Raw genomic sequence first — 24,631 nt, 5'->3', positions numbered from 1 at the left:
CCAACAGGAGCTTGTCGTGATTCGCTACATCATTCGTCGTTTGCTCATATCCATACCGATCCTGCTGATCGGTAGCTTCGCCTGCTACGTCCTCGTCGCCACGGCGGGCAACCCGCTGGCGGAGATGCGGTTCCGCCCCGGTGTCACCGAGGCCGACATCAGGGCCGCCGAGATCTCGCTCGGTCTCGACAAGCCGATCGTCGTCCGCTACTGGAACTGGCTCACCGACTTCCTGTCCGGTGACTGGGGACAGAGCATCGCACTCGGCCAGGCGAAGCAAGCGGTTTTCCCGGCGGTCACCGACGCGCTGTGGACCACCGGGCGGCTGGTCATCGGGGCCGAGCTTCCTCGCGCTGACCCTCGGCGTCTCGGTGGGCGTGCTCGCCGCGGTGAAGCAGTACTCGATCTTCGACTACCTCGCCACCAGCACCGCGTTCCTCATGTTCTCGATGCCGATCTTCTGCGTCGCCGTGATCGTGAAGAACTACGGCATCCAGTTCAACAACGTCCTGGAGTCGATGGGGCTGGACCGCTGGCTCACCACCGCCGGTCCGCGGCCGGGTGGCTTCAGCGGCGACCTCGGCGACGTGATCTTCAAGTACACCGGCACGTTCCTGTTGCCGACGGTCGCGCTGATGCTGATCAGCTTCGCCGCCTACAGCCGGTTCGAGCGGGCCTCCATGCTGGAGATCCTGCACTCGGACTTCGTGCGCACGGCGCGGGCGAAGGGCATCTCGCAGAGCCGGGTGGTCTTCCGGCACGCGTTCCGCAACGCGCTCATCCCCGTCGCCACGCTGTTCTCGCTGAACTTCGGCGCGGTGCTCTCCGGCGCGATCATCACCGAGACCGTCTTCGGCTGGGCCGGCATGGGCACGCTGCTCGTGAACTCCGTGCGCCAGTTCGACCCGGCGATGCTCATGGGCTGGCTCGCGGTCACCGCGACCCTGATCGTGCTGTTCAACCTGGTTGCCGACGTCGTGTACGGCATCCTCGACCCGAGGATTCGCCTTGGCTAACATCAACCTGGCGTCCGAGGGCGGCGTGGTCAGCTCCGCGCCCGAGGCGGGCGCCCACGAGTTCGACTCGGCGAAGACCCGCACGCAGGGGCAGCTCGTCATCCGCCGCTTCCTGCGCCACCGGCTCGCCATGGTGAGCCTCGGCGTGTTCGTCTTCCTGGTGCTCTTCGCGTTCGTCGGCCCGTTCATCTGGACCTACGACTTCGAGGACGTCTCCAGCAGGTCCTACCAGCCGATGAGCGGCACCCACCCGCTCGGCACCACCCAGGTCGGCAAGGACATGCTCGCGCTGCTCATGCGCGGCACCGGCTACTCGCTGCAGATCGCGCTGATCGTGGCCGCGCTGGCCACCGCCATCGGCGTGACGTTCGGCGCGCTCGCCGGCTACCTGCGCGGGTTCGTCGACGCGGCGCTGATGCGCCTGGTCGACCTGCTGCTGATCATCCCGCAGATCGCGGTCGCCGCGATCGTGGTGAAGGGCTTCTCCGGCAGCTGGTACGTGGTCGCGCTGGTGCTCGCCGCGTTCGCGTGGATGCAGATCGCCCGCATCACCCGCGGTGAGACGCTCTCGCTCGCGCAGCGGGAGTTCGTCGAGGCGGCCCGCGCCTGCGGTGCCACCACCCCGCGCATCATCTTCAAGCACCTGGTGCCGAACATGATCGGCAGCATCACCGTGAACGCCACGCTGGCGATCGCGGCGGCAGTGCTCACCGAAGCCGCGCTGTCGTTCCTGGGACTGGGCGTCCAGCCCCCGGACACCTCGCTCGGCGTGATCGTGCTGGAGAACTACGGGCAGTTCCTGAACCGGCCCTGGCTGTTCTGGGGTCCGTTCATCGTGCTCGTGTCGCTCTCCCTCGCCGTCAACTTCATCGGTGACGGCCTGCGCGACGCGTTCGACCCGCGGCAGACGAAGGTGCGTGCCTGACCATGACCACTGTTCCCGAACTGACCGAGGACTTCCTGCCGGCTGACAACGGGTCCACCGCACCGCTGCTGTCGGTGAAGGACCTGTCGGTCACCTTCCCGACCGACGACGGCGACGTCCGCGCCGTGCGCAACGTCTCGTTCGACCTCAACGCCGGTGACGTGCTGGGCATCGTCGGCGAGTCGGGCTCCGGCAAGTCGGTGTCGTCCATGGCGATCATGGGCCTGCTGCCGGGCAGCGCGCGGATCGAGGGCTCCATCCGCTACCGCGGCCAGGAGCTCAACGGCCGCACCTACAAGCAGATGCAGCCGTTCCGCAGCAAGCACATCGCGATGATCTTCCAGGACCCGATGACGTCGCTGAACCCGGTCTACAGCGTCGGGTGGCAGCTCGCCGAGACCTACCGCGCGCACCACGACGTCTCGAAGAAGGCGGCGTGGGCGAAGGCGGTCGAGGCGCTGGAGCTCGTCGGCATCCCGCAGCCGGACAAGCGCGCGGCACAGTACCCGCACGAGTTCTCCGGCGGCATGCGGCAGCGCGTGGTGATCGCGATGGCGATCATCAACGACCCCAGCGTGATCATCGCGGACGAGCCGACCACCGCGCTCGACGTGACGGTGCAGGCGCAGATCCTCGACACCATGCTGCGGCTGCAGGCCGAGACCGACGCGGCGATCATCATGATCACCCACGACCTCGGCGTCGTCGCCGGCATGGTCAACCGCGTCCAGGTCATGTACGGCGGCACCGTGGTCGAGTCCGGCCCGGTCGACGACGTGTTCGAACGGCCGCGGATGCCCTACACCGTGGGCTTGCTGGGCTCCGTGCCGAACCCGGCCTCGCTGGGCAAGCGGCTCACCCCGATCAAGGGCGCGCCGCCCTCGCTGGTGAACCTGCCGACCGGCTGCTCGTTCTCCCCGCGCTGCCCGCTCGTCACCGACGTGTGCCACGAGTGGGAACCGCACCTGGAGGAGGCGGGCCGGCCGGACCACCGCACGCGCTGCCACCGCTGGGAGCACCTGGCGACCCACGAGCAGCCGCAGAGGCTGTTCCTGCACGACGAGATCGGCACCGTGGAGAACCCGGCGGTCTTCGCCGCGGCCAACCCCGACGAGTCGCTCGAAGTCACCGCCGTGCACGGAACCCTGCTGGACGAGGAGTCGAAGTGACCACCCCGCTGTTGGAGGTCACCGACCTCGTCAAGGAGTTCCCGGTGCGCGGCAAGGGGATCATCCCGCGCAACGTCGGCACCGTGCAGGCCGTGTCCGGTGTGTCGTTCACGCTGAGCCCCGGTGAGACGCTCGGCCTGGTCGGCGAGTCCGGTTGCGGCAAGTCCACGACCGGGCGCGCGATCCTGCAGCTGCACAAGCCCACCTCGGGCTCGGTGAAGTTCGAGGGCCGCGAGCTGACGTCGCTCAGCACCAAGCAGCTGCGGCCGCTGCGCAAGGACATCCAGATCGTCTTCCAGGACCCGTACGCGTCGCTGAACCCCAAGTGGCAGGTCAACGACATCATCGCGGAACCGCTGGTGATCCACGGGGTCGAGGGCGGCGTGCAGCGGCGGGTCAACGAGCTGATGGAACTCGTCGGCCTGAACCCGGAGCACCGCAACCGGTACCCGCACGAGTTCTCCGGCGGTCAGCGGCAGCGCATCGGCATCGCCCGCGCGCTGGCGCTGAACCCGCGCTTCCTGGTGCTCGACGAGCCGGTGTCCGCGCTGGACGTGTCGGTGCAGGCCGGTGTCGTGAACCTGCTGGAGGAGCTGCAGGAACGGCTCGGGCTGGCCTACCTGTTCGTCGCGCACGACCTCTCGGTGGTGCGGCACATCTCGGACCGGGTCGCGGTCATGTACCTCGGCAAGATCATCGAGATCGGCGAGCGGGAGGCGATCTACACCCGCCCGATGCACCCGTACACGCAGGCGTTGCTGTCGGCGGTGCCGATGCCGGACCCCAAGCAGGAGCGCAAGCGTCAGCGGATCGTGCTGACCGGTGACGTGCCGTCGCCGGTGAACCCGCCGTCGGGCTGCCGGTTCCGCACGCGGTGCTGGAAGGCCCAGGACATCTGTGCCACCGAAGAACCGAAGCTGGAAAGGCGAGGTGCGCCGGACGGAACGTTGTCCGCCTGCCACTTCGCTGAGGAAAAAACGGTCGTGTGAGACCGATGTGAAGGCCACCTTCGTCCCTGGACAAAGGTGGCCTTTACTCTTTTCTGGTGACGCTGACTGCCCCACCACGGTTGCTCTTCGTGCACGCCCACCCAGACGACGAGAGTCTGTGGACGGGCGGCACCATCGCGCGCTACGCCTCGGCCGGCGCCCACGTCACGGTGATCACGTGCACGCTGGGGGAGGAGGGCGAGATCATCCCGCCCGCGCTCGCCCACCTGGCCGCCGCGGAGGCCGACCAGCTCGGCGGCTACCGCGTCGGGGAGCTGAGGTCCGCCTGCGCGGCACTGGGCGTGACCGACCACCGGTTCCTCGGCGGCATCGGCAGGTGGCGCGACTCCGGCATGGTCGACGTGCCGTCCAACGCCCACCCGCGCGCGTTCGTCCAGGGCTCGGTGCAGGAGCAGGCCGCGCAGCTCGCCGACGTGCTGCGCGAGGTGAAGCCGCAGGTCGTGGTGAGCTACGACGCGTTCGGCGGGTACGGGCACCCGGACCACATCCGCGCGCACGAGATCACGATGGCCGCCTGCGCGCAGGTCTCGGACGTCGAGCGGGTGTTCTACGCGGTGACCTCGCGCGACGCCACGGAGGCGGGCGTCGCGGCGCTGTCCGCGGTGCCGGAGGTGTTCCGGCTGCCGGAGCCCGGCGAGCTGCCGGTGACGCCGGACGAGGACATCACCACCGTGATCGACATCTCGGAGCACCTGATCGCGAAGCGCCGTGCGTTGCGCGCGCACTCCACGCAGGTCAGTGTGTGGGACGAGGGGTACGCGTTGTCGAACGGCATCGCCCAGCCGCTGGTCGGCAACGAGTACTACGTGCTCGCCAAGGGACCGGCGGACGGCGTCGCCGCGGATCTGTTCGGAGGACTGGGTGAGCGCTAGCTGGCGAGTGGTGTTGCTGCTGCTCCTGTGCGTCGAGGCAGCGGTGCTCGCTGTGCTGGAAGTGTTCTTCCTGCTCGTCCGGTTCGACGGGACGCTGCTGCCGGACCTCGGCGCGTGGCCGTTCCCGGTCATGGTCGTGGTGGCGGTGGTCACCACGCCCGTGCTGGTCATGTGGGCCGCGGCGCTGTCGGACCGGGTGTCCGCCGCCGCGGCGCCGCTGCTGGTGTGGTTCTTCACGATCTTCGCGCTCGCCTACCTGGAGCCCGGCCGGGTCGCCCGCGTCAGCTTCCTGCTGGGCGACTGGCGCACGCTGCTGCTGATCGCCGGCGGCGCGCTGCCGGGCGCGGTGGCCGTGAGCGCGGCGATGGCGCGCAACGCGGCCAACCGGCCCGGCCTCTACGACCCCGCGGGCACCCAGTAGCGGTAGCGGTGGTGCTCGGAGCAGCCGAGCTCCTCGTACAGCCGGATCGCCGCGGTGTTGTGCTCGGCGACCTGGAGCGCGCACGTCGTGGCGCCCTCGGCGAGACCCCACCCGGCCAGCTCGCCCATCAGGCGCGTGGCCAGACCGCGGCGGCGGTGCTCCGGCCGCACGGCGAGCCGGGCCACGTGCAGCACGTCCTCGACGACCGCCCCGCGCACGGCGGCGACCACGACCCCGTCCTCCTCGACGCCCGCGAAGCACACCCGGCCGGTGCCGAGCACGTGCCGCATCGCGGCGGTCACCTCGGATCCGGCCGTCAGTTCCCACCATCCGGGAAGATCGCGGCTTTCGGCGGCACCGTCGGCGAACTTCTCCAGCGGACCCGTCATGACCAGCGACTCCGCCCCGCCGGGGTGGTCGAGGTCCACCCGCCAGCCCGCGTCGGTGATCGCCCGCTCGTGACCGCTGCCGCGCACGACGTGAGCAGTGGGTTTGATGCCGTGCGCACGGGCGAACCCCTCGACGGCCGACAGCGCCGACGGAACCGGTGCACCGGGATCGCCGCAGGTGAGCGTGCTGTTCGCGCGGCCGGTGAAGCCGGCGGCCGCGCGCATCAACCAGTCTCCAAGCCGTTCTTCTGCCACCGCGGGCCATGCTCGCGCGCAGAGCGATTCCAGGTGATCCACTGTGTGCACGGGTCCATCCTCGTCTCAGGGAGCGAGCCGGGGTGGGTGGTGTGACGTGGCGCACCAGGCAGCTAAGGCAAGCCTGACCGGGTGATACTCGAACGTGCCGCGTACTCTCCGGCTTGCGCGGTGTGGACCAGTGAGAAGCAGGAGAGCGCAGTGACCTATGTGATCGCCCAGCCGTGCGTGGATCTGCTCGACAAGGCGTGCATCGAAGAGTGCCCCGTCGACTGCATCTACGAAGGCGACCGGATGCTCTACATCCACCCCGACGAGTGCGTGGACTGTGGCGCGTGCGAGCCGGTGTGCCCAGTGGAAGCCATCTACTACGAGGACGACGTCCCCGACGAGTGGAAGGACTACACCAAGGCGAACGTCGACTTCTTCAACGAGCTCGGCTCACCCGGTGGCGCCTCGAAGGTCGGCAAGGTCAGCGCCGACCCGGAGTTCGTGAAGGCACTCGCACCGCAGGCTGCTGAGGGGCATTGATCATCCAACGCCGAGGTCCGGGCCTGCCGGACTTCCCGTGGGACTCGCTGGCCGGCCACGCCGCCAAGGCGCGCAAGCACCCCGGCGGTGTGGTCGACCTGTCGGTCGGCACACCCGTCGACCCGGTTCCCGCGGTGATCCAGTCCGCGCTGTCGTCCGTCGCGGACGTTCCCGGCTACCCGACCACCCACGGCACGCCCGAGCTGCGCGCCGCCTTCGTGGCGGCCGTGCGGCGGCGCTACGGGATCACCGGCCTGTCCGCCGACGCGGTGCTGCCCACGATCGGCTCCAAGGAGCTGGTGGCGTGGCTGCCGACGTTGCTGGGCGTCGGTCCCGGTGACGTCGTGGCCGTGCCGTCGGTGGCGTACCCGACCTACGAGGTCGGCGCGCTGCTCGCCGGTGCCGAGGTCGTCCGGCTGGCCGACGACGAGCGGCCTCCGCCCGGCACGAAGCTGGTGTGGCTGAACTCGCCGTCGAACCCGACCGGCCGTGTCCTGTCGACCGAACAGCTGCGTTCCGCCGTCGCCGCCGCGCGCGAGGCCGGAGCCGTTGTCGCGTCGGACGAGTGCTACCTCGCACTGCCGTGGGACTCCGCGCCGGTGTCGGTGCTCCACCCGTCCGTCGTGGACGACTTCGACGGCGTCCTCGCCGTGCACTCGCTGTCGAAGTCGTCCTCGCTGGCCGGTTACCGGGCCGGGTTCGTCTTCGGCGACCCCGAGCTGGTCGCGGGCCTGCTGGAGCTGCGCAAGCACGCGGGCATGATCGTGCCGCGGCCGGTGCAGGAGGCCATGCGCGCCGCCCTGGAGGACGACGCGCACGTGGCCGAGCAGCGGGCCAGGTACCAGGCCCGGCGCGAGGTGCTCAAGCCCGCGCTGGAGGCGGCCGGGTTCACCGTGTCGCACTCCGAGGCGGGGCTGTACCTGTGGTCCTCGCGCGACGAGGACGCCTGGGAGACCATCGCCTGGCTGGCGGACCGGGGCATCCTGGCCGCACCGGGCACGTTCTACGGTCCCGCGGGTGCCCGGCACGTGCGGATCGCGCTGACGGCCCCCGACGAACGGGTCGCGGCCGCCGCGGAGCGGTTGAAGGCCTGACCCGGCGTTGCCGGCGCGGCGTCAGGGGCGTCAGGGCTTCAGCGCCGACCACACCCGGCGGGTGAACTGGTTGGGCGGCACCGCGTCCGTGGTGAGCCGCACGCTCGTGCTGATCTCCTCGCCGCTCAGGCCGAGGCCCAGCACGAGGTGCCAGTGCAGGTCCCACAGGTCCTGGAAGGCGTCCAGCTCCACGTCGGTGTCCGCGCTGACGTGGAGCACGGCCGGTTCCGCGACCCGCACGACCCGTTCGACGGCCCGCACGTCCCTGCTGTTGGTGCGGAAGCTGAACCCGAGGTCGACGGTCTCGCTGTCCAGCCCGTACGTGACGTAGGAGTGGCAGCGGTGGTGCGGCAGGCTCAGCGGCTGGTTCGTCTCCAGGTAGAGGTCGCCCTCGAACCGCAGCGTCGGCGAGTGCTGGCTGAGCGTCGCGCGGGCGCTGACGAACTCCCAGCCCGGCATCTCCAGCCTGGGCAGCAGCAGTTCCAGGATCTCGCCGCGGCGTGCTGACCGCGTGCGTTCACCGGAGCGCCACGGGATCTCCCGGCTGTAGGGCTCCTTCTTCGTGACGAACACGTACGGCGCGTTGTCGGTCTGCAGGGACAGCACCACGACCGTCCGGCGCGGAGCCCAGTCGAACGCGACGGTCGTGAGGCCGGGCGCGACGCCGTCGAAGTGGCTCTCCACCTTGGGCCACCAGCTCGACAGCTCCTCGGCCGGCGCGCCCTTGACGTAGCGGCCCTTCTCGTCGACACCGACCACCCACATCGCCTCGGAGCCCCTGGCGGCGTTGCAGAGGGCGGCGATCTGCCGTGCGGCCTTGCCGTGGTCGACCGGCCACTGCGTCTTGAACTCGACGAACGAGTCCTCCGACTGCGCACCCTGGAGGGCACGCTCGATGGCGGCGCGAGCGTTCAACTCGAGTCGCTGTTTCAGCACGTGCACCTCCTGCGGGTCGAGACGGCAAGGGCCCAGCCTGCCTGCGCAGACCGGGCCCCGGACACCTGGTTTCCGGTCAGTCGTTCGCGTGCAGCGCGGCGTTCAGCTCGACGCCGGTGCCCTTGCGCGGTTTCACCTTCACCACGCCGTCGGTGGAGTCGCGCAGGAACAGCAGGTTCGACTGCCCGCTGAGCTCCACGGCCTTGGTGACCGTGCCGTCGGGCAGCGTCACCTTCGTGCCGGCGGTGATGTAGAGCCCGGCCTCGACCACGCAGTCGTCGCCGAGCGAGATGCCCAGGCCGGCGTTGGCGCCCAGCAGGTTCCGCTCGCCGAGCGAGATGACCTGCTTGCCGCCGCCGGACAGCGTGCCCATGATCGACGCGCCGCCGCCGACGTCGGAGCCGTCGCCGACCACGACACCGCCGGAGATGCGGCCCTCGACCATCGAGCTGCCGAGCGTGCCGGCGTTGAAGTTCACGAAGCCCTCGTGCATGACCGTGGTGCCGGACGCGAGGTGCGCGCCGAGCCGCACCCGGTCCGCGTCACCGATGCGCACACCGGACGGGACCACGTAGTCCACCATGCGCGGGAACTTGTCGACGCCGTAGACCGTCACCGGCCCGCGGACGCGCAGGCGGGTGCGGGTCTGCTCGAAGCCGTCGACCGCGCACGGGCCGTGGTTCGTCCACACGACGTTGGTGAGCAGGCCGAAGATGCCGTCGAGGTTCGCGCCGTGCGGCTGGATCAACCGGTGGCTGAGCAGGTGCAGTCGCAGCCAGACGTCGTAGGTGTCGGCCGGGGCGGCGTCCAGGTCGACCGCCACGCGGACGCCGACCACCTCGACGCCGCGCTCGGGGTCCTCGCCGAGGAGCTTGGCCGCGGCCTCTCCGAGGGCTGCCGCGATCTCGGTGGAGGCCAGCCGGGTCGTGCCCAGGTCCGGCGTCTCCTCCAGGACGGGCGACGGGTACCAGGTGTCGAGGACGGTGCCGTCCGGGGTCACAGTGGCCAAGCCGATGCCGTATGCGGTGCTCACGGAGACCGAGCTTAGTCCTGGTGGGACGGGGCCGGGTTCCGCAGGTCACCGCCGGTGGCGGCGGTCGTGCTCAGTCGGGGACGTCGGCTGTGAAGTAGAGGGAACCGAGGTCGCCGCGCGTCGCGATCAGGGCCTCGTTGCACTTCCACTGCCGGGCGTCGGTGCTGGACACGTTGTCCACCGCCACCTCGCCGCAGCGGTTCGCCTCGAAGTCGCCGACCGAGGTCTTGAGGCGGGGCAGCACCTCGTTCACGCCGGGCTCGACCTCCTTGCCCTGCAACGACCGGTCGAGCGCGCGGGTCATGCCGCCGACCCGGGAGACCCACGCGGCGCACTCGGCGGGGGTGCCGCTGTGCTGGGAGCCGCACGGGGCGGCGAACAGCGCCCTGATCTCGCCGCACTGCTGGTCGCACGCCGCGGGCGCCTCGCCGCAGCCGGTCGCCGTCAGCACGAGCGCGGTGACGAGGAGTGTGCGTTTGGTCACGCACCGCACGCTAGCGGCTGATCGGGCAGGCGCGAAACGCGCGGCGCTAGGGTGGCGGTCGTGTCCGACACCCTTGACCTGTTCGCCGACCCGATCGAGCTCACCACCGCGCTGGTGGATGTGCGCAGCGTGTCAGGGGAGGAGGACGAGATCGCCGATCTGGTCGAACGCTCGCTGCGGCTGCACGCGCCGCACCTGGAGATCACTCGATCGGGGAACGCCGTGCTGGCGCGGACGAACCTCGGCAAGGACAAGAGGATCGTGCTGGCCGGGCACCTGGACACCGTGCCGGTCAACCGGAACTTCCCCAGCCGCCGCGAGGGCGATGTGCTGCACGGGTGCGGCACCGTCGACATGAAGGGCGGCGACGCGGTCATGCTCGCGATCGCCGCACAGAGCCGGAACGCGCGCCACGACCTCACGTTCGTCTTCTACGACTGCGAGGAGATCGAGGCCGAGCGCAACGGGCTCACCCGCATCGAACGGGAGCTCGTCGAGTGGCTGAGGGGCGACCTCGCGATCGTGTGCGAGCCGTCGAACGGCACGGTCGAGGCCGGCTGCCAGGGCACCATGCGCATCGAGGTCAGGACGACCGGCAAGCGCGCCCACACCGCGCGGGCGTGGATGGGGCAGAACGCCATCCACGGGCTCGGGGAGGCGTTGAACCGGCTCGCCGCCTACGAGCCGCGGCAGCCCGAGATCGACGGCTGCCGGTACCACGAGGGACTGCAGGCCGTGAAGATCAGCGGCGGGGTCGCGGGCAACGTCGTGCCGGACGAGGCGGTGCTGACGGTCAACCACCGGTTCGCGCCGGACCGGTCGGTGGAGCAGGCGGAGCAGCACCTGCGGGAGGTCTTCGCGGGCTACGACGTCACGGTCACGGACTTCTCGGGCGGTGCGCTGCCGGGGCTGCACGCCCCCGCCGCGCAGGAGCTGGTGGCCGCCGCGGGGGGCACGCCGGTGGCCAAGCTGGGGTGGACGGACGTGGCGCGGTTCGCGGCGCTGGGGATGCCCGCGGTGAACTTCGGGCCGGGCGACCCGACGCTCGCGCACACCCAGGAGGAGAACGTGCCGGTCGAACAGATCACCGGGTGTTTCACCGTGCTTCAGCGTTTTCTGCTGGCCTGATCATTAGGATCATCGGATGACGGAAGAGAAGAACAGCAACGGCGCGGTGGACGAGCATCCCAAGGAGAAGCAGCGCGGGCCGGTCGTGCTGCGCCGCGACCAGAAGGACGAGCTCACCACCACCGACCAGCGCCTGCTCGACTCGCGCGGGCCGTCGGACTGGGTGCACACCGACCCGTGGCGGGTGCTGCGCATCCAGGCCGAGTTCGTCGAGGGCTTCGGGGCGCTCGCCGAGGTGCCGAGCGCGGTGACCGTGTTCGGGTCGGCGCGGACCGGGCGGGACCACCCGGAGTACCAGCTCGGGCGCGACCTCGGGAAAGCGCTGGCGGAGGCCGGTTTCGCGGCGATCACCGGTGGCGGTCCCGGCGCCATGGAGGCGGTCAACCGCGGGTGTTCGGAGGCCGGCGGGTTCTCGGTCGGGCTGGGCATCGAGCTGCCGTTCGAGCAGGGGCTCAACCCGTGGGTCGACCTCGGCGTGAACTTCCGCTACTTCTTCGTCCGCAAGACGATGTTCATCAAGTACTCGCAGGCGTTCATCTGCCTGCCGGGTGGTTTCGGCACGCTCGACGAGCTGTTCGAGGCGCTCACCCTGGTGCAGACGAAGAAGGTCACGAAGTTCCCGGTCGTGCTGTTCGGCAAGAGCTACTGGCAGGGCCTGTACGACTGGATCCAGAGCTCGGTCCTGGAGGGCGGCAAGGTCGGCGAGAAGGACCTCGCGCTGCTGCACCTGACCGACGACATCGACGACGCGGTGCGCGTGGTCAAGGAAGCGCACAAGGCATGGGCGGACGCACACTGATGTACGTGGCTGTGTACTGCGGCAGTCTCGCCACCGTTCCCCAGAGCTACGTGGACGTCGCCGCCGAGGTGGGCAGGCAGATCGCCGCACGCGGCTGGAACCTCGTGTGGGGCGGCGGGCAGACCTCGATGATGGGCGCGGTCGCACGGGAGGCTCGCGCCGGCGGCGCGAGCACCTACGGCGTGATCCCGAAGGGCCTGGCCACCAGGGAGATCGCCGACACCGACTCGACCGAGCTGCACGTCGTCGACACCATGCGCGAGCGCAAGCGGATGATGGACGACAAGGCCGACGCGTTCCTCACGCTGCCCGGCGGCATCGGCACCGCGGAGGAGTTCTTCGAGGTGTGGACGGCCGGGGTGCTGAGGATGCACGAGAAGCCGGTCGTGCTGCTCGACGTCGACGACCACTACAAGGGCCTCGTCGAGTGGCTGACCGAGCTGCGGGACAAGGGTTTCGTCTCGCCCGCCGCACTGGCCTCGCTGGTCGTGACCGGCGACGTGTCAGCGGCTCTCGACGCTTGCGTCCGCTAGTCCCCTGACCCTGGCCAGGAACTGGGCCTCCGGCAGGAGGTCCGGCAGCGGCCGGTACGGCGTGACCGCCACCGCGAACCGCTTGCCGGACACCACCCTGCCCTGCCAGGAGCCCGCGATCTCGCCGTCCACCAGCACGGCGCCGCGCCGGCCCAGCACGCGGAAGACGTCCTTCTGCGCGGCCTTGTCCGGCAGCAGCAGGTCGCGGTCGCGCGCCTGCAGGTAGGGGTCGGTCGGCGGCAGGAACCTGACCTCCGGCGGGTCGGCGGCGGCGATCTCCACACCCTCCGGCAGCCACGCCTGCTGCCCCTCCACGGCCACCTCGACGAGGTCGTCCGGCCACCTCTTCTTGACCTCGCGCACGGTCGTGCCGAAGTAGGAGGCCACTTCGGACGGTCCGGCCGGGCCGTGCAGCGCCAGGTAGCGGTGCACCAGCTCGTCGAACCCGGCGGTCTGCCGCGGCACCCCCGGCCAGCCGTGAATCCGTTCGAACGTGACGGTCTTGCACTCGGGCAGGATTCGCAAACCCGCGGGCAGCGCGGCGAGCCGGAAGATCGGGTCGCTGACGTGCGCGGTCCCGCAGCCCCGGCAGTCCTCGACGGTCTGCTTCGGCGCCAACGGGGTCAGCGCCGCGCTGACGTCGCCCTTGGTCATCGGCTTCGTCACGATCGACCGCATGGCCGTGGCGACGTGCCGCAACGCCGCCAGCAGGTCGTCGACCTTCGGCCGGGAGGCGCGGGCACGGGCGTCGGCGTCGCTCCACGGCCACAGCGCGCGGGCGAACGCCTTCAGCTCACCGGCCCGGTGCAGGTGCGGGGCACCGCGCACCGACCACGTGACGGTGAAGTCGTCGGTGGCCGGCGCGGTGAGGCGTGCGGCGAGGCTGAGCAACGCCGAGCCGGCGGTGTTGTCCTGGACGCCCAGGGAGAACACCGCCAGCTCGGCCGCGTCGCCGACGCGCCGGTCCAGCTCGTGCTGGTGGATCCGGTGGAGGAGCACCTGCTGCCGGGTGAGGTCCACCCGGACATTCTTACGCCTTCGGCACGGTGAGGCTCGACGGTCCGAAGGTGACGGTCGAGCCGCGGGTCGACTCGCTGAGGTACCGCGGGTCCACGGTGTCGACCACCAGTGCCAGCCGGTTGCCCGCGCCGACGTTCCACACCGTCGGCTCCAGCGGCACGTCCAGCGTCTGCGTGCGGCCGGCACCGGTGACCTTCACCGGCTTGTGCGTGACCAGCGCGCCCAGTCCGAGCGGGCCGACCTCGTACAGGTACGCGAACAACGTGGTGACCTCCGCGCTCGGCGTCACCGTCAACCGCAGCTGCGGCGTGCCGGCGAGCGTGGCACCGGCCGGGTACTGCGGCCCGTACCAGACGCCGGCGACGTTGCGGTCGACGAACGGCAGCGAGACGCCGGTCGGGAGGTTCAGGAACCCTTGCAGCGCACCGGAGAGCAGGATCGTGCCGCTGTCGGCGACGGTGTTCCAGCCGGCGTGGATCCGCTTGCCTTCGAGCTGCACCGTGTCGGCGGCCCCGTCCGGCCAGGCGCCGAACTTCCTCCACGTGCCGCCGTTGTTGGGCTTGAGCTGCACCGGCTGCTCGGCATCGATGCCGTTGGCCGTGCCCTTCACGTACCGGTCGAACCAGCGGCCGACCGACTCCCAGATCTCGTTGGGCAGACCGGCCGCGCCGAACAGCTCGGCGGTGGCGTGGTCGCCGGGCGAGAGCATGAGCCGCTTCGGCCCGGTCAGCCGCGAGTAGAGGTCCGCGACCTGGCCGGGGGCGAAGATGCCGTCGTTCCAGGCGTTGCCGAGCAGCACGGCGGTGCCGTTGGCGTTGAGCTGCGCGATCTTCGATGCGGCTGACCGGCCGGCGGAGATCGGCACGACCTCGTGGAACCGGCCGTCGCGGTAGGCGTCCTCGGCCTCCAGCAGAACGGGACCGGGGCGCCCGGTGGCGTGGCCCGCCGCCAGCAGGACCTCGACGGCCTGCTTGTTCACGGTGTCGTTGGGGTAGAGCGAGCGGGCCAGGTCGGTCCACGTGCTCAGCGCCGCTGCCGCCCTGATCCGCCGGTCGTTCGCGGCGGCGAGCAACGACTGCCCGGCACCGTAGGAGATCCCGGCCGCACCGACCTTCGTGCCGTCGGCACGGGCGTGGGCGATCGCCCAGTCGATGACCTTGCTGACGTCACCGACGGTCTCCGGACCGGCGATGTCGATCTCACCGCCGGAGTCCCAGAAGCCGCGGCTGGTGTAGCTCACGACGACGTAGCCGGACTCCTTGGCGAGCTTGGCCGCGGCACCGACGTACTCGATGTTCGGAACCGACCAGCTCGACGGCATCACGAGCAGCGGGAACGGCCCGTCACCCCGGCCGGTGGGCTCGATGACGAAGGCCTTCAGCGCGGTGCCGCCGACGCCGGGGATGGTGCGGTAGGTGATCTGGTGTCCCGGCGCCGCGATGGCCGCCGGTGCACCGAGCAGGGTGGTGAGGAGTGCCAGGAACAGAACAAGTGACCGGCGCACGCTGGTCCTCCTTGACCATGACGTAGATCACACAGGGTTGCTGTTCGGGAGTAAAGCAGATGGCTACTCGCGAGTAGCAAGAAGCTGTGAGTCAGGTCACTGTTTACGCTGGGTGGCGTGAACCGATTCCGCGTCAGTGAGCTGCCGAAAGACCGGGTGCTGGTCGTTGCGCATCTGACCAGCGCGAATGCCTTGGAGCAGGCGGTCGCCGACGGTGCCGACGTCGTCGAGTTCGACGGCGAGCTGGAGCTGCCGCCGCTCACCGGGACGCTGGACGTCGTGACCGTCCCCGCGGGCGACGAGGACTTCACCCTGGCGGCCGCGACGGTGGCCGCGCTGTCCGGAGCACGCGCCGTGCGGGCGTCCGACGTGCGGCAGGCGAGGAAGGTCGTGGAGATGGTCGCGAGCGTGGCGGGCACCCGTCCGCCGGCCCGAGCGGTGCGGGCGCTGGCCTGATGCTGCCCTCCGTCGAAGCCTGGTTCGGCACGCACACCTGGCAGCAGCCCCCGTGGACGGTCGACGAGCTGGTGGCGCTGAAGCGCGGGCGCACGGTGTCCGTGGTGCTGCCGGCGCTGGACGAGGAGGAGACCGTCGGCGCCGTCGTCGCGATCGTGCGGCCGCTGCTCGGCACGCTGGTCGACGAGCTGGTGGTGGTGGACTCCGGGTCGACCGACCGGACCGTCGCCGTGGCGGCGGAGGCCGGGGCGCGGGTGGTGCTGCGCGAGGACGTCGTGCCGTGGCTGGAACCGGTGCCCGGCAAGGGCGAGGTGCTGTGGCGCTCGCTCGCGGCGACCACCGGCGACCTCGTCGTCTTCCTGGACTCCGACCTCGTGGACCCGGAGACCGCGTTCGTCACGGCGTTGCTCGGGCCGTTGCTGCTCGACCCCGGCGTGCACCTGGTGAAGGGCTTCTACCGGCGGCCGCTGCGGCTGGAGAGCACCGGTGGCGGGCGCGTCACGGAGCTGGTGGCGCGGCCGTTGCTGAACACCCTGCGGCCGGAGCTGTCCGGTGTGGTGCAACCCCTCGGCGGCGAGTACGCGGCGACCCGCTCCTTCCTGGAGTCCGTGCCGTTCGCCGCCGGGTACGGCGTGGAGATCGGCCTGCTGCTGGACGTGCACCGCCTGCACGGGCTGGCCGGGCTGGCGCAGGTGAACCTGGGCGTGCGCAAGCACCGCAACCGGTCGCTGCTGCAGCTCGGCGTGATGTCCGCGCAGATCATGGGAACGGCGCTGGCCCGGTGCGGGGTGTCCGCGGACTCCGGGCCGTTGACGCAGTTCGTGCAGGTCGACGGCGAGTGGCTACCCGACTCGACCGACGTGGTCGTCGCGGACCGGCCCCCGATGGTGCACGTGGTCGAAGAGCGCTAGCTGCTCCTCGCGGTGCGTCACGACGAGCGCCGTTCCCCGGCAGTGGCCGAGCACCTTGCCGAGCACCCGGTCGGCCTGCTCGGGGTCGAGGCCCTCGGTCGGCTCGTCCAGCAGCAGCACCTCGGGTCGGGCGAGCACCGACCGGGCGAGCACGAGCCGTTGCCGCTGGCCGCCGGAGATCTCCTCACCGCGTTCGCCGACGACCCGGTCCCAGTCGAGGTCCAGCTCGGCGATCTCGGCGGCCCGGTCCAGTTCTTCTTGAGTGGCACCGGGTTTGGCCAGCAGGACGTTCGTGCGGACCGTGGTGTGGAAGACGTGGGCGTCGGCCAGCGCGCCCGCACTGGGTTCGAGCCGGCGCGCGACGGCGTTGAGCAGCGTGGTCTTGCCCGCCCCGCTCGGGCCGACGACCGCGGTCTTCCCCCGCAGCACCGGCACGTCGGCGGGTTCTGCGGGCTCGGGTTCGCCGGTCGGTTCCGGGGCCGGCCTGCTCAGCGCGGCCAGCGGGACGGTGATCTCGAACGTCGCGATGGCGGCCATGACCAGCCACGCGGGTTCGTGCTGCGCCAGCACCAGCAGCGCCGCGCCGAACTGGACGGCGATGGCGAGCGGGGTCAGGTCGCGGGCGCGTTCCTCGCGGGACAACGTCTTCGCCGTCCGGGCCGCCACCGCGAACCGGGCGTCGTAGAGGCCGTGGGCGATCAGCTCCTCACGGCTGTGCACCAGTTCGGTGGTCTGCTCGGTGAGCAGGGCGCGCAACGGCGTCAGGTCCTCCGCCCGCCGCGTGGCGAGCCAGGGGAGCAGGCCGAGGTTCACCAGCAGACCGGCGACCAGCGGCACCGAGAAGCCGGAGACGACCACCACGACCACGCTGGCGAGGACGGCGGTGCACCACGGCAACGTCGTGCGGAGCCGGGCGTCGAGCTGCTGGTCGACGTTCGTGACGATCCGGGTGAGCGCGGTGCCGGACGGGACGTGCCGGCGCGCCACCAGGTCGTCGTAGACCCGGCCGCGCAGCTCGACGGCCTCGCCGAGCACGGCCCGGTGGCTCGTGAGGCGTTCGAGGTAGCGCAGTGCGCCCTTGGCCAGCGCGAGCGCCCTGACCGCGACGATCGCGACGGTCAGCGCGTGCACCGGCGGGTGCTCGGCGGCCCGCAGCACGAGCCACGTGGCGGTCGCGGTGAGGCCGACGCCGGCGAGCTCGGCGAGGGTGCCGACGACGATCGCGAGCCTCACACCGCCACCACCCTCGTGACCTCGGCGAGCAGCGCCGGCCGGTGCGCCACGACCACGGCGGTGCGGCCCCTGGTGAACTCCCTGACCGCTGTGAGCACGAGCGCCTCCGTCTCCGCGTCGAGGTGCGCGGTCGGTTCGTCCAGCAGGAACAGCCCGGCGTGGCGCCGGTCGAGCGCGGTGGCGAGCGCGACCCGTTGCTGCTCGCCGGAGGAGAGGTCCTTCGGCACGAGCGTGGGGCGTTGCGGCACCCACGACAGCGCGGCGAGCCATTGCGCGTGGTCGATCTCCGCGAGGTCGACACCACCGACCAGCACGCGGCCCTCGTCGGGTCGCACGAACCCCAGCAGCAGCCCCAGGACCGTGCTCTTGCCGGCGCCGCTCGGGCCGACCAGCGCGATCCGCTCGCCGGGGGAGATCCGCAGCGAGAAGTTCCGCAGGCTGCGCACGCTCACGCCGTCCAGCACGATCTCGGCGCGGGCGAGGTCCGGCGGCGCCACCCCGGTGTGCTCGGCGCGGACCGGGACCCGGTCCAGCACCGCACGGCCCTGCGCGCTGGCGTGGTACTGCGCACCGGCCGCGCGCAACGGCAGGAACGCCTCCGGCGCCAGGAAGAGCACGAGCAGCGCGGTGTGCAGCGGCATGCCGCCGCCGAGCAGCCGCAGCCCCACCGGCACGGCGACCAGCGCCACCGCCATCGTGGCCACCAGCTCCAGCACGAACGCCGACAGGAACGCGACCCGCAGCGCCGACATCGTCTCGGTCAGGTGCCGTGCGGCCAGTGCGCGGACGGTCGCCGACTGCGCCCGCGCCCGCCCGAACGCCCGCAGCGTGCCGATGCCCTTGACGACGTCCAGGAAGTGCCCGCCGAGCGTCGCCAGCGCGTCCCACTGCCGTGCGGTCCGCTCACGGGTGTGCGCGCCGACCAGTGCGCCGAAGACCGGGACCAACGGCAGCGTGACGAGGATCGTGAGCGCCGCCGCGAGGTCCGCGAACGCCAGCCGGACGACCACCGCCAGCGGCACCACGACGGCGAGGACCTGCTGCGGCAGGTACCCGGTCACGTACGGCGTCACGTCGTGCACGCCGCGCGTGACCAGCGTCGCGACCTCGCCGGCCCTGGTGCCGGGGTCGCGCAGGAACGCCTCCCGCAGCCGGGTGCGGGTGCGTTCGGCGGCCCGGTGCGCCCACTCCCGGTGCCCCCACCACACCAGCACCCGCGCGCCGACGACCAGGCACAGCAGGGCGTACCCGGTGCCGCCTGCCAGCACCGACGCGAGCAGCTCCGCCTGCGCCAGCACCAGGAACGGGACCGGGATCAGCGCGAGGAGATGGCGACGATCGACCACTGCACAACCACCACCAGCGGAATGACCGGGACCGCGACCCACGCGAGCAGGCCGAGCGTGTCGGCGTGCGCCATGAGCCCGGTCGTGTCGACACGGGTGAACGCGAGCGGGATCGGCAGCGCGCACAGCAGTGCCGTCACCGGGAACAGCCGCCGGTGGCCGCTCTGGAACACCCACCCGTGCACCGCGAACAGCACCGGCATCACCAGCGCGACAGGCCACGGCGCGTCGAGCAGGTGCGCGAGGAACAGCCCCCAGCCCACCGACACCGCCAGCGCGCCGGTGAACACCAGCCACCACCACAACCGCAGCTGCACCGCGGCCATGAACAGCACCAGCCCGGCCAGCACGAGCGTGAACACGCTGTGCGCACCGGACAACAGCTCGCCCTCCAGCCGCGGGAACGCCGCGAACAGCACCCCGACCGCGGCGACCAGCCACACCTCGTTGCCGAGGAAGAACGGCGTCATCCTCCGCAGCACCTCGTCCCGGCGGCGGAACGGCAGCAGCAGTCCACTGCCGTAGTCGAAGCCCGCCAACGCGAAGTAGCCGGCCGTCAGCGTGCCGAGGACCGTCAGCCACAGCGCTTCCATCAGAGCGTCACCACCAACGGCGAGACAGGGGCGGGCGTCGTGTCCGGACCGCGGCGGACCGCGCGTGCGATCAGCGTCCAGTCGACGACGGCCAGCACGGCGAACAGGGACGTGAAGACGATGAGGGACAACAGGACCTGCCCGGCGTCCACGTGCGACACCGCGTCCTCGGTCCGCAGCAGCCCCTGGACGAGCCAGGGTTGCCGGCCGACCTCGCGGAAGACCCACCCGAAGACCGCCGCCGCGAACGGCAGCGGGATGCCGATCACCATGAGGTGCAGCGGGAAGCGCAGGCGGATCACCGCGTCCCGCAGGAGCAGCGGCAGCGTGAGCCAGCTGACCGCCGTCAGGACCATCCCGATGATGATCATGAACCCGAGTGGCGCGCCGAGCCACTGCGCCGCGTCGGCCTTGCCCGGCTGGTACCGCGCGATGACCGGGAACTGCGCGAACCCGGCGCCGATCAGCGACGGCGTGGCCAGCGCGGTGCTCACCACGCCCAGCCGCAGCGACCGCCGGAAGAAGTCGGTCTCGGTGGTGCGCCGGAGGAAGTGGTAGGCCGACACGCCGGTCACGAACACGCCGCCTGCCGTGATCGACGCGAAGACGACGTGCATCAGCGCGCTGGTGCACGTCGGGTTGGTGAGCAGGGCCGAGAAGTCGTCCAGCCGCAGCACGTTCCCCTCGACCCGGTGGCCGACGGGGTGCTGCAGGAACCCGTTCGCCGCCATGATCCAGAACGCCGACGCGAACGCCGTGAGCGCCGTCAGCCAGAGCAGGCTCAGGTGCACCCACCGGTTGAGCCGGCCCCAGCCGAAGATCCACAGGCCGAGGAACGTCGACTCCAGGAAGAACGCGACGAGCGTCTCCAGCGCGAGCGGCGCCCCGAACACGTCGCCCGCGTAGGTCGCGAGCCCCGACCAGTTCAGGCCGAACTGGAACTCCATGACGATGCCCGTCACGATGCCCAGCGCGTAGTTGATGACGTAGACACGGCCCCAGAACCGCGTCATCCGCTCGTGCACCGGGTTCCCGGTGACCGCGTACCGGGTCTGCATGACCACCAGCAGCGTCACGAGCCCGAGCGTGAGCAGCACGAACAGGAAGTGGAACGACGTCGTCAACGCGAACTGGAGGCGGGCGAGGTCTGCTGCGCTCATGAGTAGGGACGCTATATGTAGCGTGCCTACATCAAGGCGGATCTCCTGCAACATCAGGGACATCTCAGGGCTCCCCGGAGGCGGCGCATCAGTAGAGTCGCTACTCATGAAGCCCGACGCGCTGCGTGGCCACCTGGACGCGTTGCTGCTGGCCACGCTCGACGGCGAGCAGCTGCACGGCTACGCGATCATCGAGGCGTTGCAGCAGCTCAGCGGCGGTGCGCTGGACCTGCCCACCGGCACGGTCTACCCCGCGCTGCGCAGGCTGGAGCGGGCGGGCCACGTCACGAGCGACTGGAGCACGGTCGGCGGGCGCAAGCGGCGGACCTACCGGCTCACCTCGGCCGGCCAGCGGGCGCTGAGCGCCGAGCGCACCGCGTGGCGGGAGTTCACGACGGTCATCGACGGGGTGCTGGGAGGTGGTGGCGGGTGGGCCCGGACGTGATCGACCACCGCGTGATCGACCGGTACGTGACCGACCTCGGGTCCCGGCTGCGTGGCTCGAAGCGGCAGGTCCGCGACCTCCTCGCGGAGACCCGCGACAGCCTGTCCGACGCCACCGAGGCCCACGTCGAGAGCGGTCTCACCGAGCAGGAGGCGCAGCGGCGCGCCGTCGCGGAGTTCGGGCCGGTCAAGGAGATCGCGAACGAGTACCAGGCCGAACTGGCCGTCGCGTACGGCACGCGGACGCTCATCTGGCTCGCGATCGTGCTGCCGTTGCTGCACATGGCGTGGGAGCTCGTCCGGATGCTGCTCATCGGGCCGTGGCAGGACTTCGGGACGGTGCCGCCGCAGTGGTACCTGTTCATCGCCAAGGCGAACGACCTGGCCGGCGGTGTCGCGTCCGGGATCGCGCTGGTGGCCCTCGTGCTCGGCCGGGTCCTCGCGCGCACGTACGACACGAGGCTGCTCGCCCGGCTCGGCGCGGGCGTGGCGCTGGGCGCGGTCGGCATGGTGCTCGCGGGCAACCTCGCGATCATCGCGGCCACCGCGCACCTCGACCCGGCGCGGCTGCTGCAGTCGGTGCCGATGAGCGTCGCCAGCCTCATCACCTGGACCGTGATCGTCCGGCTCGGTCTGCTCGCTCGCCGCTGCCTGAGCTGTGCCACGATCGTCGCGTGACCAACGCCCTGATCTACCTGATCGTGATGGTGGCCGTCGCGGCAGTGGTGTTCCTGCTCGCGGCGTTGGTGTTCGGGCGCGGCGAGGAGCTCGCCCCGCTGCCGCCCGGCGCCTCGCCCACGCGGCTGCCGGCCGACGACATCACCGCGGAGGACGTCCGCGAGCTGAAGTTCCAGCAGGTGTTCCGCGGCTACAAGATGAGCGAGGTCGACTGGGCGTTGCAACGGCTCGCGACCGAGGTGGAGACGCTGCGGGCGCGCGTGCGGGAGCTGGAGCCGGAGAGCCATGAGCGAGCGTGAGCGTTGCCCGTGGGGCGGCTCCACGCCGGACTACGTCGACTACCACGACACCGAGTGGGGCGTCGAGCTGCACGGCACGAACGAGCTGTACGAGCGGATGTCGCTGGAGGCGTTCCAGTCCGGGCTGTCGTGGATCACGATCCTGCGCAAGCGGCCGGCGTTCCGCGCCGCGTTCGCCGGCTTCGACCCGGAGCTGGTCGCCGGTTTCGGACCGGCCGACGTCGAACGGCTGATGGCCGACGCCGGCATCGTCCGCAACCGGATGAAGATCGACGCGGTGGTCCACAACGCCCGCGTGATCACCGAGCAGGACCTCGACCTCGACGCGCTGCTGTGGTCGTTCGCGCCGCAGGACCACGTCCGCCCCGCCACGATCACCGACGTGCCCGCGATCACGCCCGAGTCCAAGGCGATGGCCAAGGAGCTCAAGCGCCGCGGTTTCAAGTTCCTCGGCCCCATCACGTGCTACGCGCTGATGCAGGCCACCGGCATGGTCGACGACCACATCGCGACCTGCTTCCGCGCCTCCTCCTGAGGGCATCTGCAAGTACCGCCAACTGCGAGTTGGTGGTACTTGCAGATGCCGGAACAAGCAGGGGTCAGCGGCCGGTGAACTTCGGGGCGCGCTTGGTCACGAACGCGTCCACGGCCTCGCGGTGGTCCGCGGTGGCGCCGCAGTCGGCCTGGGTGCGGCGCTCGGCCTCCAGCGCGTCCTCCATCGTGCCGTCGGCGGCGGCCGCGAGGGCTTCCTTGATCTTCGCGTAGGCCGTCGTCGGACCGGCGGCGAGCTTCGCGGCGAGCAGGTGCGCGGTGGAGAGCAGCTCGGCGTCCGGCACGACCTGGTTGACCATGCCGATCCGCAGCGCTTCCTCGGCACCGACCGGCTGCGCCAGCAGCATCATCTCCATCGCCCGGCCGTGCCCGATCAGCCGCGGCAACGTCCACGAGGCACCCGAGTCCGCGGTCAGCCCGACGTTCGCGAACGCCATCAGGAACTTCGCCGACGCACCCGCGATCCGCAGGTCGGCCGCGTAGGCGAACGACGCGCCCGCGCCCGCCGCACTGCCGTTGACCGCCGCGATCACCGGCTTCGGCATGCCGATCAGCTCGCGCACGATCGGGTTGTAGTGCAGCTCCACGGTGTGCAGCGGCGCGGGGTCACCGGCCTGGAGCAACCCGATGTGCTCCTTGAGGTCCTGGCCCGCGCAGAACGCCCGGCCGGCGCCCGTGATCACCACCGCGCGCACCGAGGAGTCGGCAGCCGTCTCCTTCAACGCCTCCAGGAACGCCACCTTCAACGCGACGGTGAACGCGTTGAACGACTCCGGGCGGTTGAACGTGAACGTGCGCACTCCGTCAGCGTCGTCGACGAGGAGCTCGGACACTCGGGACCTCCATCAAGCAGTGGAAACGTTGCGGACCGGGCGCAGGCACTCGTCGACGAAGCGGCTCGTGCCCGGTGCCAGCCGCAGCGTCTGTTCGTCGAAGAACGACGCTGCCTCCCGGCCCGGCCAGTCCTGGGGCAACAGTTCAGCAGGAAGACCGGGATCGCGGAACAGGAACTTGCGCCACGCGTGCAGCAGCTGCTGGGAGGCGGCGAAGGCGGCCGCGTCGTCCGATTCGTCCACAACGGACACGACCGGTTGCCAGTGAGCGACGAACGCGGCGTAGTCGCGGCCCAGTCCGCCCAGGTCCCAGGCCCTCGCCGCGAGCTCGGCGTCCGCACCGTCGTGTGAACCGTGAAAAGTTCGTGCGGGAACTTCTCCGGCGGCCAGCACGTCGGCCAGCTCCGGTGAGGGCCGGGGTGCGATCCACGTCACCGGGCCGAGGGCGCCGTAGCCCAGCAGCTGGAAGCTCGGAGGCCAGGTGGTCGCGCGAGTCGCGGCCGGGCAGCTCCTCCAGGACCACGACGTGCCAGCGACCGTCCCAGGTGGACGGCCGGGTGCGGTAGATGCGGGCAGCGGCCTCGTCGAGCCGCCGTTCCCCGCGGGGTGTCATCGCGTAGCCGGGCCCGTCGGGCAGCCGCACGGGGTGCAGCCAGCCCTGCCGGACGGTGCGCGAGACCGCCGTCCGGACGGCGGGCGCGGCGAACCCCAGCGGCTCCAGCAGCCGGACGAGGGCGGCGATGGTGGCGGCACCACCGCGTTCGCGCAGGTGGCCGCCGTAGACGTCGAATAGCGCGGAACGGGCTCGCACCCTGTTGAGTCTGTCACGCCGCGCCGTGGAGTGCCGAAAGTGTTGCGCGGTCGTGAAACCGGGTACTGACCAGGGACAAGTGAAGATCCACAACTGTCACCCGGACTCGCCAAAAGATCGGTTCGGTTTCGCCCCTGAGTCGCGATAGGGGAGAATGGAGCAGATCCGGCCTGGCCGGACGGGGAAGAGTTGACGG

The 24,631-nt window shown here is 71.0% G+C and carries 28 protein-coding genes and 2 pseudogenes; 17 read left to right on the top strand and 13 right to left on the bottom strand.

The annotated features are described in order from the left end of the window. Positions 1 to 16: 16 nt before the first annotated feature. From ACVDFE_RS01460 to ACVDFE_RS01435, 6 genes and pseudogenes are all read left to right on the top strand, one after another. Positions 17 to 1,016, top strand: a pseudogene (locus ACVDFE_RS01460) (ABC transporter permease). Beyond that, entirely contained in the window at positions 1,009 to 1,941 is a 933-nt protein-coding gene (locus tag ACVDFE_RS01455; RefSeq protein ID WP_458429314.1) for an ABC transporter permease, read from the top strand. Before ACVDFE_RS01460 ends, ACVDFE_RS01455 begins: the two are co-directional and overlap by 8 nt. 2 nt (positions 1,942 to 1,943) lie before the next feature. Beyond that, on the top strand, positions 1,944 to 3,110 hold the full coding sequence (locus ACVDFE_RS01450) for an ABC transporter ATP-binding protein (protein ID WP_458429313.1): 1,167 nt from the start codon (positions 1,944 to 1,946) through the stop codon (positions 3,108 to 3,110). Then, positions 3,107 to 4,099: an ABC transporter ATP-binding protein gene (locus ACVDFE_RS01445; RefSeq protein WP_360386131.1), complete on the top strand. Its 993-nt coding sequence runs from the start codon at positions 3,107 to 3,109 to the stop codon at positions 4,097 to 4,099. The genes ACVDFE_RS01450 and ACVDFE_RS01445 overlap by 4 nt, the downstream gene beginning before the upstream one ends. Before the next feature lie 56 nt (positions 4,100 to 4,155). After that, complete coding sequence (mshB, locus tag ACVDFE_RS01440; protein WP_458429312.1) at positions 4,156 to 4,992, top strand: N-acetyl-1-D-myo-inositol-2-amino-2-deoxy-alpha-D-glucopyranoside deacetylase; 837 nt, start codon at positions 4,156 to 4,158, stop codon at positions 4,990 to 4,992. Beyond that, the gene (locus ACVDFE_RS01435) at positions 4,982 to 5,413 is read left to right on the top strand and encodes a hypothetical protein (protein WP_360386137.1); all 432 of its coding nucleotides are present in this window, start codon (positions 4,982 to 4,984) and stop codon (positions 5,411 to 5,413) included. Before mshB ends, ACVDFE_RS01435 begins: the two co-directional genes overlap by 11 nt. On the opposite strand, the gene ACVDFE_RS01430 is transcribed toward ACVDFE_RS01435, so the two are convergent. After that, positions 5,389 to 6,057 (bottom strand): GNAT family N-acetyltransferase, encoded by a 669-nt coding sequence (locus tag ACVDFE_RS01430; RefSeq protein WP_458429311.1) that lies wholly within the window; start codon positions 6,055 to 6,057, stop codon positions 5,389 to 5,391. The genes ACVDFE_RS01435 and ACVDFE_RS01430 overlap by 25 nt on opposite strands. Positions 6,058 to 6,258: 201 nt before the next feature. On the opposite strand from ACVDFE_RS01430, the gene fdxA reads away from it, so the two are divergent. Together fdxA and dapC are read left to right on the top strand one after the other, a co-directional pair. Continuing rightward, positions 6,259 to 6,588, top strand: a complete 330-nt coding sequence (gene fdxA / locus ACVDFE_RS01425; protein ID WP_218130387.1) for a ferredoxin — start codon at positions 6,259 to 6,261, stop codon at positions 6,586 to 6,588. 2 nt (positions 6,589 to 6,590) lie between these two features. Continuing rightward, positions 6,591 to 7,682, top strand: coding sequence for a succinyldiaminopimelate transaminase (gene dapC / locus ACVDFE_RS01420; RefSeq protein ID WP_458434248.1), 1,092 nt, complete (start codon positions 6,591 to 6,593; stop codon positions 7,680 to 7,682). A 30-nt stretch (positions 7,683 to 7,712) separates the two neighbouring features. On the opposite strand, the gene ACVDFE_RS01415 is transcribed toward dapC, so the two are convergent. The 3 genes from ACVDFE_RS01415 to ACVDFE_RS01405 form a co-directional block, all read right to left on the bottom strand. Next, positions 7,713 to 8,618 (bottom strand): hypothetical protein, encoded by a 906-nt coding sequence (locus tag ACVDFE_RS01415; protein WP_360386142.1) that lies wholly within the window; start codon positions 8,616 to 8,618, stop codon positions 7,713 to 7,715. Positions 8,619 to 8,694: 76 nt separating this feature from the next. Continuing rightward, a complete protein-coding gene (gene dapD / locus ACVDFE_RS01410; RefSeq protein ID WP_458429310.1) occupies positions 8,695 to 9,651 on the bottom strand; it encodes a 2,3,4,5-tetrahydropyridine-2,6-dicarboxylate N-succinyltransferase in 957 nt (318 codons plus the stop codon). 70 nt (positions 9,652 to 9,721) lie between these two features. Continuing rightward, positions 9,722 to 10,135: a hypothetical protein gene (locus ACVDFE_RS01405; protein ID WP_360386148.1), complete on the bottom strand. Its 414-nt coding sequence runs from the start codon at positions 10,133 to 10,135 to the stop codon at positions 9,722 to 9,724. Positions 10,136 to 10,195: 60 nt separating this feature from the next. Here ACVDFE_RS01405 and dapE point away from each other — a divergent pair, with 60 nt between their 5' ends. From dapE to ACVDFE_RS01390, 3 genes are read left to right on the top strand one after another with little or no spacing between them, the layout of a single operon-like run. After that, complete coding sequence (dapE, locus tag ACVDFE_RS01400) at positions 10,196 to 11,263, top strand: succinyl-diaminopimelate desuccinylase (protein ID WP_360386151.1); 1,068 nt, start codon at positions 10,196 to 10,198, stop codon at positions 11,261 to 11,263. Between the two features lie 16 nt (positions 11,264 to 11,279). Continuing rightward, complete coding sequence (locus tag ACVDFE_RS01395) at positions 11,280 to 12,062, top strand: LOG family protein (protein WP_360386154.1); 783 nt, start codon at positions 11,280 to 11,282, stop codon at positions 12,060 to 12,062. Further along, complete coding sequence (locus ACVDFE_RS01390) at positions 12,062 to 12,595, top strand: LOG family protein (protein ID WP_458434247.1); 534 nt, start codon at positions 12,062 to 12,064, stop codon at positions 12,593 to 12,595. Before ACVDFE_RS01395 ends, ACVDFE_RS01390 begins: the two co-directional genes overlap by 1 nt. Here ACVDFE_RS01390 and ACVDFE_RS01385 read toward each other — a convergent pair. Both ACVDFE_RS01385 and ACVDFE_RS01380 read right to left on the bottom strand, forming a co-directional pair. Next, on the bottom strand, positions 12,566 to 13,615 hold the full coding sequence (locus tag ACVDFE_RS01385; protein WP_360386157.1) for a winged helix DNA-binding domain-containing protein: 1,050 nt from the start codon (positions 13,613 to 13,615) through the stop codon (positions 12,566 to 12,568). The two genes, ACVDFE_RS01390 and ACVDFE_RS01385, sit on opposite strands and share 30 nt — an antisense overlap. A 10-nt stretch (positions 13,616 to 13,625) precedes the next feature. Then, a complete protein-coding gene (locus ACVDFE_RS01380; protein WP_458429309.1) occupies positions 13,626 to 15,119 on the bottom strand; it encodes a CocE/NonD family hydrolase in 1,494 nt (497 codons plus the stop codon). Positions 15,120 to 15,236: 117 nt separating this feature from the next. On the opposite strand from ACVDFE_RS01380, the gene ACVDFE_RS01375 reads away from it, so the two are divergent. Continuing rightward, entirely contained in the window at positions 15,237 to 15,575 is a 339-nt protein-coding gene (locus ACVDFE_RS01375; protein WP_458429308.1) for a hypothetical protein, read from the top strand. Next, the gene (locus tag ACVDFE_RS01370) at positions 15,575 to 16,486 is read left to right on the top strand and encodes a glucosyl-3-phosphoglycerate synthase (RefSeq protein ID WP_458429307.1); all 912 of its coding nucleotides are present in this window, start codon (positions 15,575 to 15,577) and stop codon (positions 16,484 to 16,486) included. The genes ACVDFE_RS01375 and ACVDFE_RS01370 overlap by 1 nt, the downstream gene beginning before the upstream one ends. Here the strand turns inward: ACVDFE_RS01370 and ACVDFE_RS01365 are convergent. The 4 genes from ACVDFE_RS01365 to ACVDFE_RS01350 are packed head-to-tail and all read right to left on the bottom strand — an operon-like array spanning position 16,418 to position 20,818. Further along, complete coding sequence (locus tag ACVDFE_RS01365; RefSeq protein WP_458429306.1) at positions 16,418 to 17,719, bottom strand: amino acid ABC transporter ATP-binding/permease protein; 1,302 nt, start codon at positions 17,717 to 17,719, stop codon at positions 16,418 to 16,420. The two genes, ACVDFE_RS01370 and ACVDFE_RS01365, sit on opposite strands and share 69 nt — an antisense overlap. Further along, positions 17,716 to 19,065, bottom strand: coding sequence for an ABC transporter ATP-binding protein/permease (locus ACVDFE_RS01360; RefSeq protein WP_458429305.1), 1,350 nt, complete (start codon positions 19,063 to 19,065; stop codon positions 17,716 to 17,718). Before ACVDFE_RS01360 ends, ACVDFE_RS01365 begins: the two co-directional genes overlap by 4 nt. Beyond that, the gene (locus ACVDFE_RS01355) at positions 19,035 to 19,658 is read right to left on the bottom strand and encodes a cytochrome d ubiquinol oxidase subunit II (RefSeq protein ID WP_360386174.1); all 624 of its coding nucleotides are present in this window, start codon (positions 19,656 to 19,658) and stop codon (positions 19,035 to 19,037) included. Before ACVDFE_RS01355 ends, ACVDFE_RS01360 begins: the two co-directional genes overlap by 31 nt. Then, the gene (locus tag ACVDFE_RS01350) at positions 19,658 to 20,818 is read right to left on the bottom strand and encodes a cytochrome ubiquinol oxidase subunit I (RefSeq protein WP_458429304.1); all 1,161 of its coding nucleotides are present in this window, start codon (positions 20,816 to 20,818) and stop codon (positions 19,658 to 19,660) included. Before ACVDFE_RS01350 ends, ACVDFE_RS01355 begins: the two co-directional genes overlap by 1 nt. A gap of 106 nt (positions 20,819 to 20,924) precedes the next feature. Here ACVDFE_RS01350 and ACVDFE_RS01345 point away from each other — a divergent pair, with 106 nt between their 5' ends. Genes ACVDFE_RS01345 through ACVDFE_RS01330 form a run of 4 tightly spaced genes read left to right on the top strand, consistent with a single transcriptional unit; the run spans position 20,925 to position 22,774 of the window. Beyond that, the gene (locus ACVDFE_RS01345) at positions 20,925 to 21,263 is read left to right on the top strand and encodes a PadR family transcriptional regulator (protein WP_360386180.1); all 339 of its coding nucleotides are present in this window, start codon (positions 20,925 to 20,927) and stop codon (positions 21,261 to 21,263) included. Further along, positions 21,248 to 21,940, top strand: a complete 693-nt coding sequence (locus ACVDFE_RS01340) for a permease prefix domain 1-containing protein (protein WP_458429303.1) — start codon at positions 21,248 to 21,250, stop codon at positions 21,938 to 21,940. Before ACVDFE_RS01345 ends, ACVDFE_RS01340 begins: the two co-directional genes overlap by 16 nt. Then, positions 21,937 to 22,239 (top strand): DivIVA domain-containing protein, encoded by a 303-nt coding sequence (locus ACVDFE_RS01335; RefSeq protein WP_360386186.1) that lies wholly within the window; start codon positions 21,937 to 21,939, stop codon positions 22,237 to 22,239. The genes ACVDFE_RS01340 and ACVDFE_RS01335 overlap by 4 nt, the downstream gene beginning before the upstream one ends. Beyond that, on the top strand, positions 22,226 to 22,774 hold the full coding sequence (locus ACVDFE_RS01330) for a DNA-3-methyladenine glycosylase I (protein WP_458429302.1): 549 nt from the start codon (positions 22,226 to 22,228) through the stop codon (positions 22,772 to 22,774). Before ACVDFE_RS01335 ends, ACVDFE_RS01330 begins: the two co-directional genes overlap by 14 nt. A gap of 64 nt (positions 22,775 to 22,838) precedes the next feature. Here ACVDFE_RS01330 and ACVDFE_RS01325 read toward each other — a convergent pair whose 3' ends face one another. From ACVDFE_RS01325 to ACVDFE_RS01315, 3 genes and pseudogenes are all read right to left on the bottom strand, one after another. Beyond that, entirely contained in the window at positions 22,839 to 23,624 is a 786-nt protein-coding gene (locus tag ACVDFE_RS01325) for an enoyl-CoA hydratase-related protein (RefSeq protein WP_458429301.1), read from the bottom strand. A 12-nt stretch (positions 23,625 to 23,636) separates the two neighbouring features. After that, entirely contained in the window at positions 23,637 to 24,059 is a 423-nt protein-coding gene (locus tag ACVDFE_RS01320; RefSeq protein WP_458429300.1) for a PaaX family transcriptional regulator C-terminal domain-containing protein, read from the bottom strand. Between the two features lie 235 nt (positions 24,060 to 24,294). Next, a pseudogene (locus ACVDFE_RS01315) lies at positions 24,295 to 24,435 on the bottom strand (PaaX family transcriptional regulator C-terminal domain-containing protein); the annotation flags it as partial. Between the last annotated feature and the right edge of the window lie 196 nt (positions 24,436 to 24,631).

This window comes from Lentzea chajnantorensis (genome assembly GCF_054300775.1).
This window is presented reverse-complemented; position numbering and strand designations above follow the sequence as displayed.

Coding starts and splice junctions, on each gene's coding strand:
- ACVDFE_RS01370 (WP_458429307.1), top strand. CDS start 15,575: ATGCTGCCCTCCGTCGAAGCCTGGTTCGGCACGCACACCTGGCAGCAG.
- ACVDFE_RS01345 (WP_360386180.1), top strand. CDS start 20,925: ATGAAGCCCGACGCGCTGCGTGGCCACCTGGACGCGTTGCTGCTGGCC.
- ACVDFE_RS01450 (WP_458429313.1), top strand. CDS start 1,944: ATGACCACTGTTCCCGAACTGACCGAGGACTTCCTGCCGGCTGACAAC.
- ACVDFE_RS01355 (WP_360386174.1), bottom strand. CDS start 19,658: ATGGAAGCGCTGTGGCTGACGGTCCTCGGCACGCTGACGGCCGGCTAC.
- ACVDFE_RS01390 (WP_458434247.1), top strand. CDS start 12,062: ATGTACGTGGCTGTGTACTGCGGCAGTCTCGCCACCGTTCCCCAGAGC.
- ACVDFE_RS01330 (WP_458429302.1), top strand. CDS start 22,226: ATGAGCGAGCGTGAGCGTTGCCCGTGGGGCGGCTCCACGCCGGACTAC.
- ACVDFE_RS01395 (WP_360386154.1), top strand. CDS start 11,280: ATGACGGAAGAGAAGAACAGCAACGGCGCGGTGGACGAGCATCCCAAG.
- ACVDFE_RS01350 (WP_458429304.1), bottom strand. CDS start 20,818: ATGAGCGCAGCAGACCTCGCCCGCCTCCAGTTCGCGTTGACGACGTCG.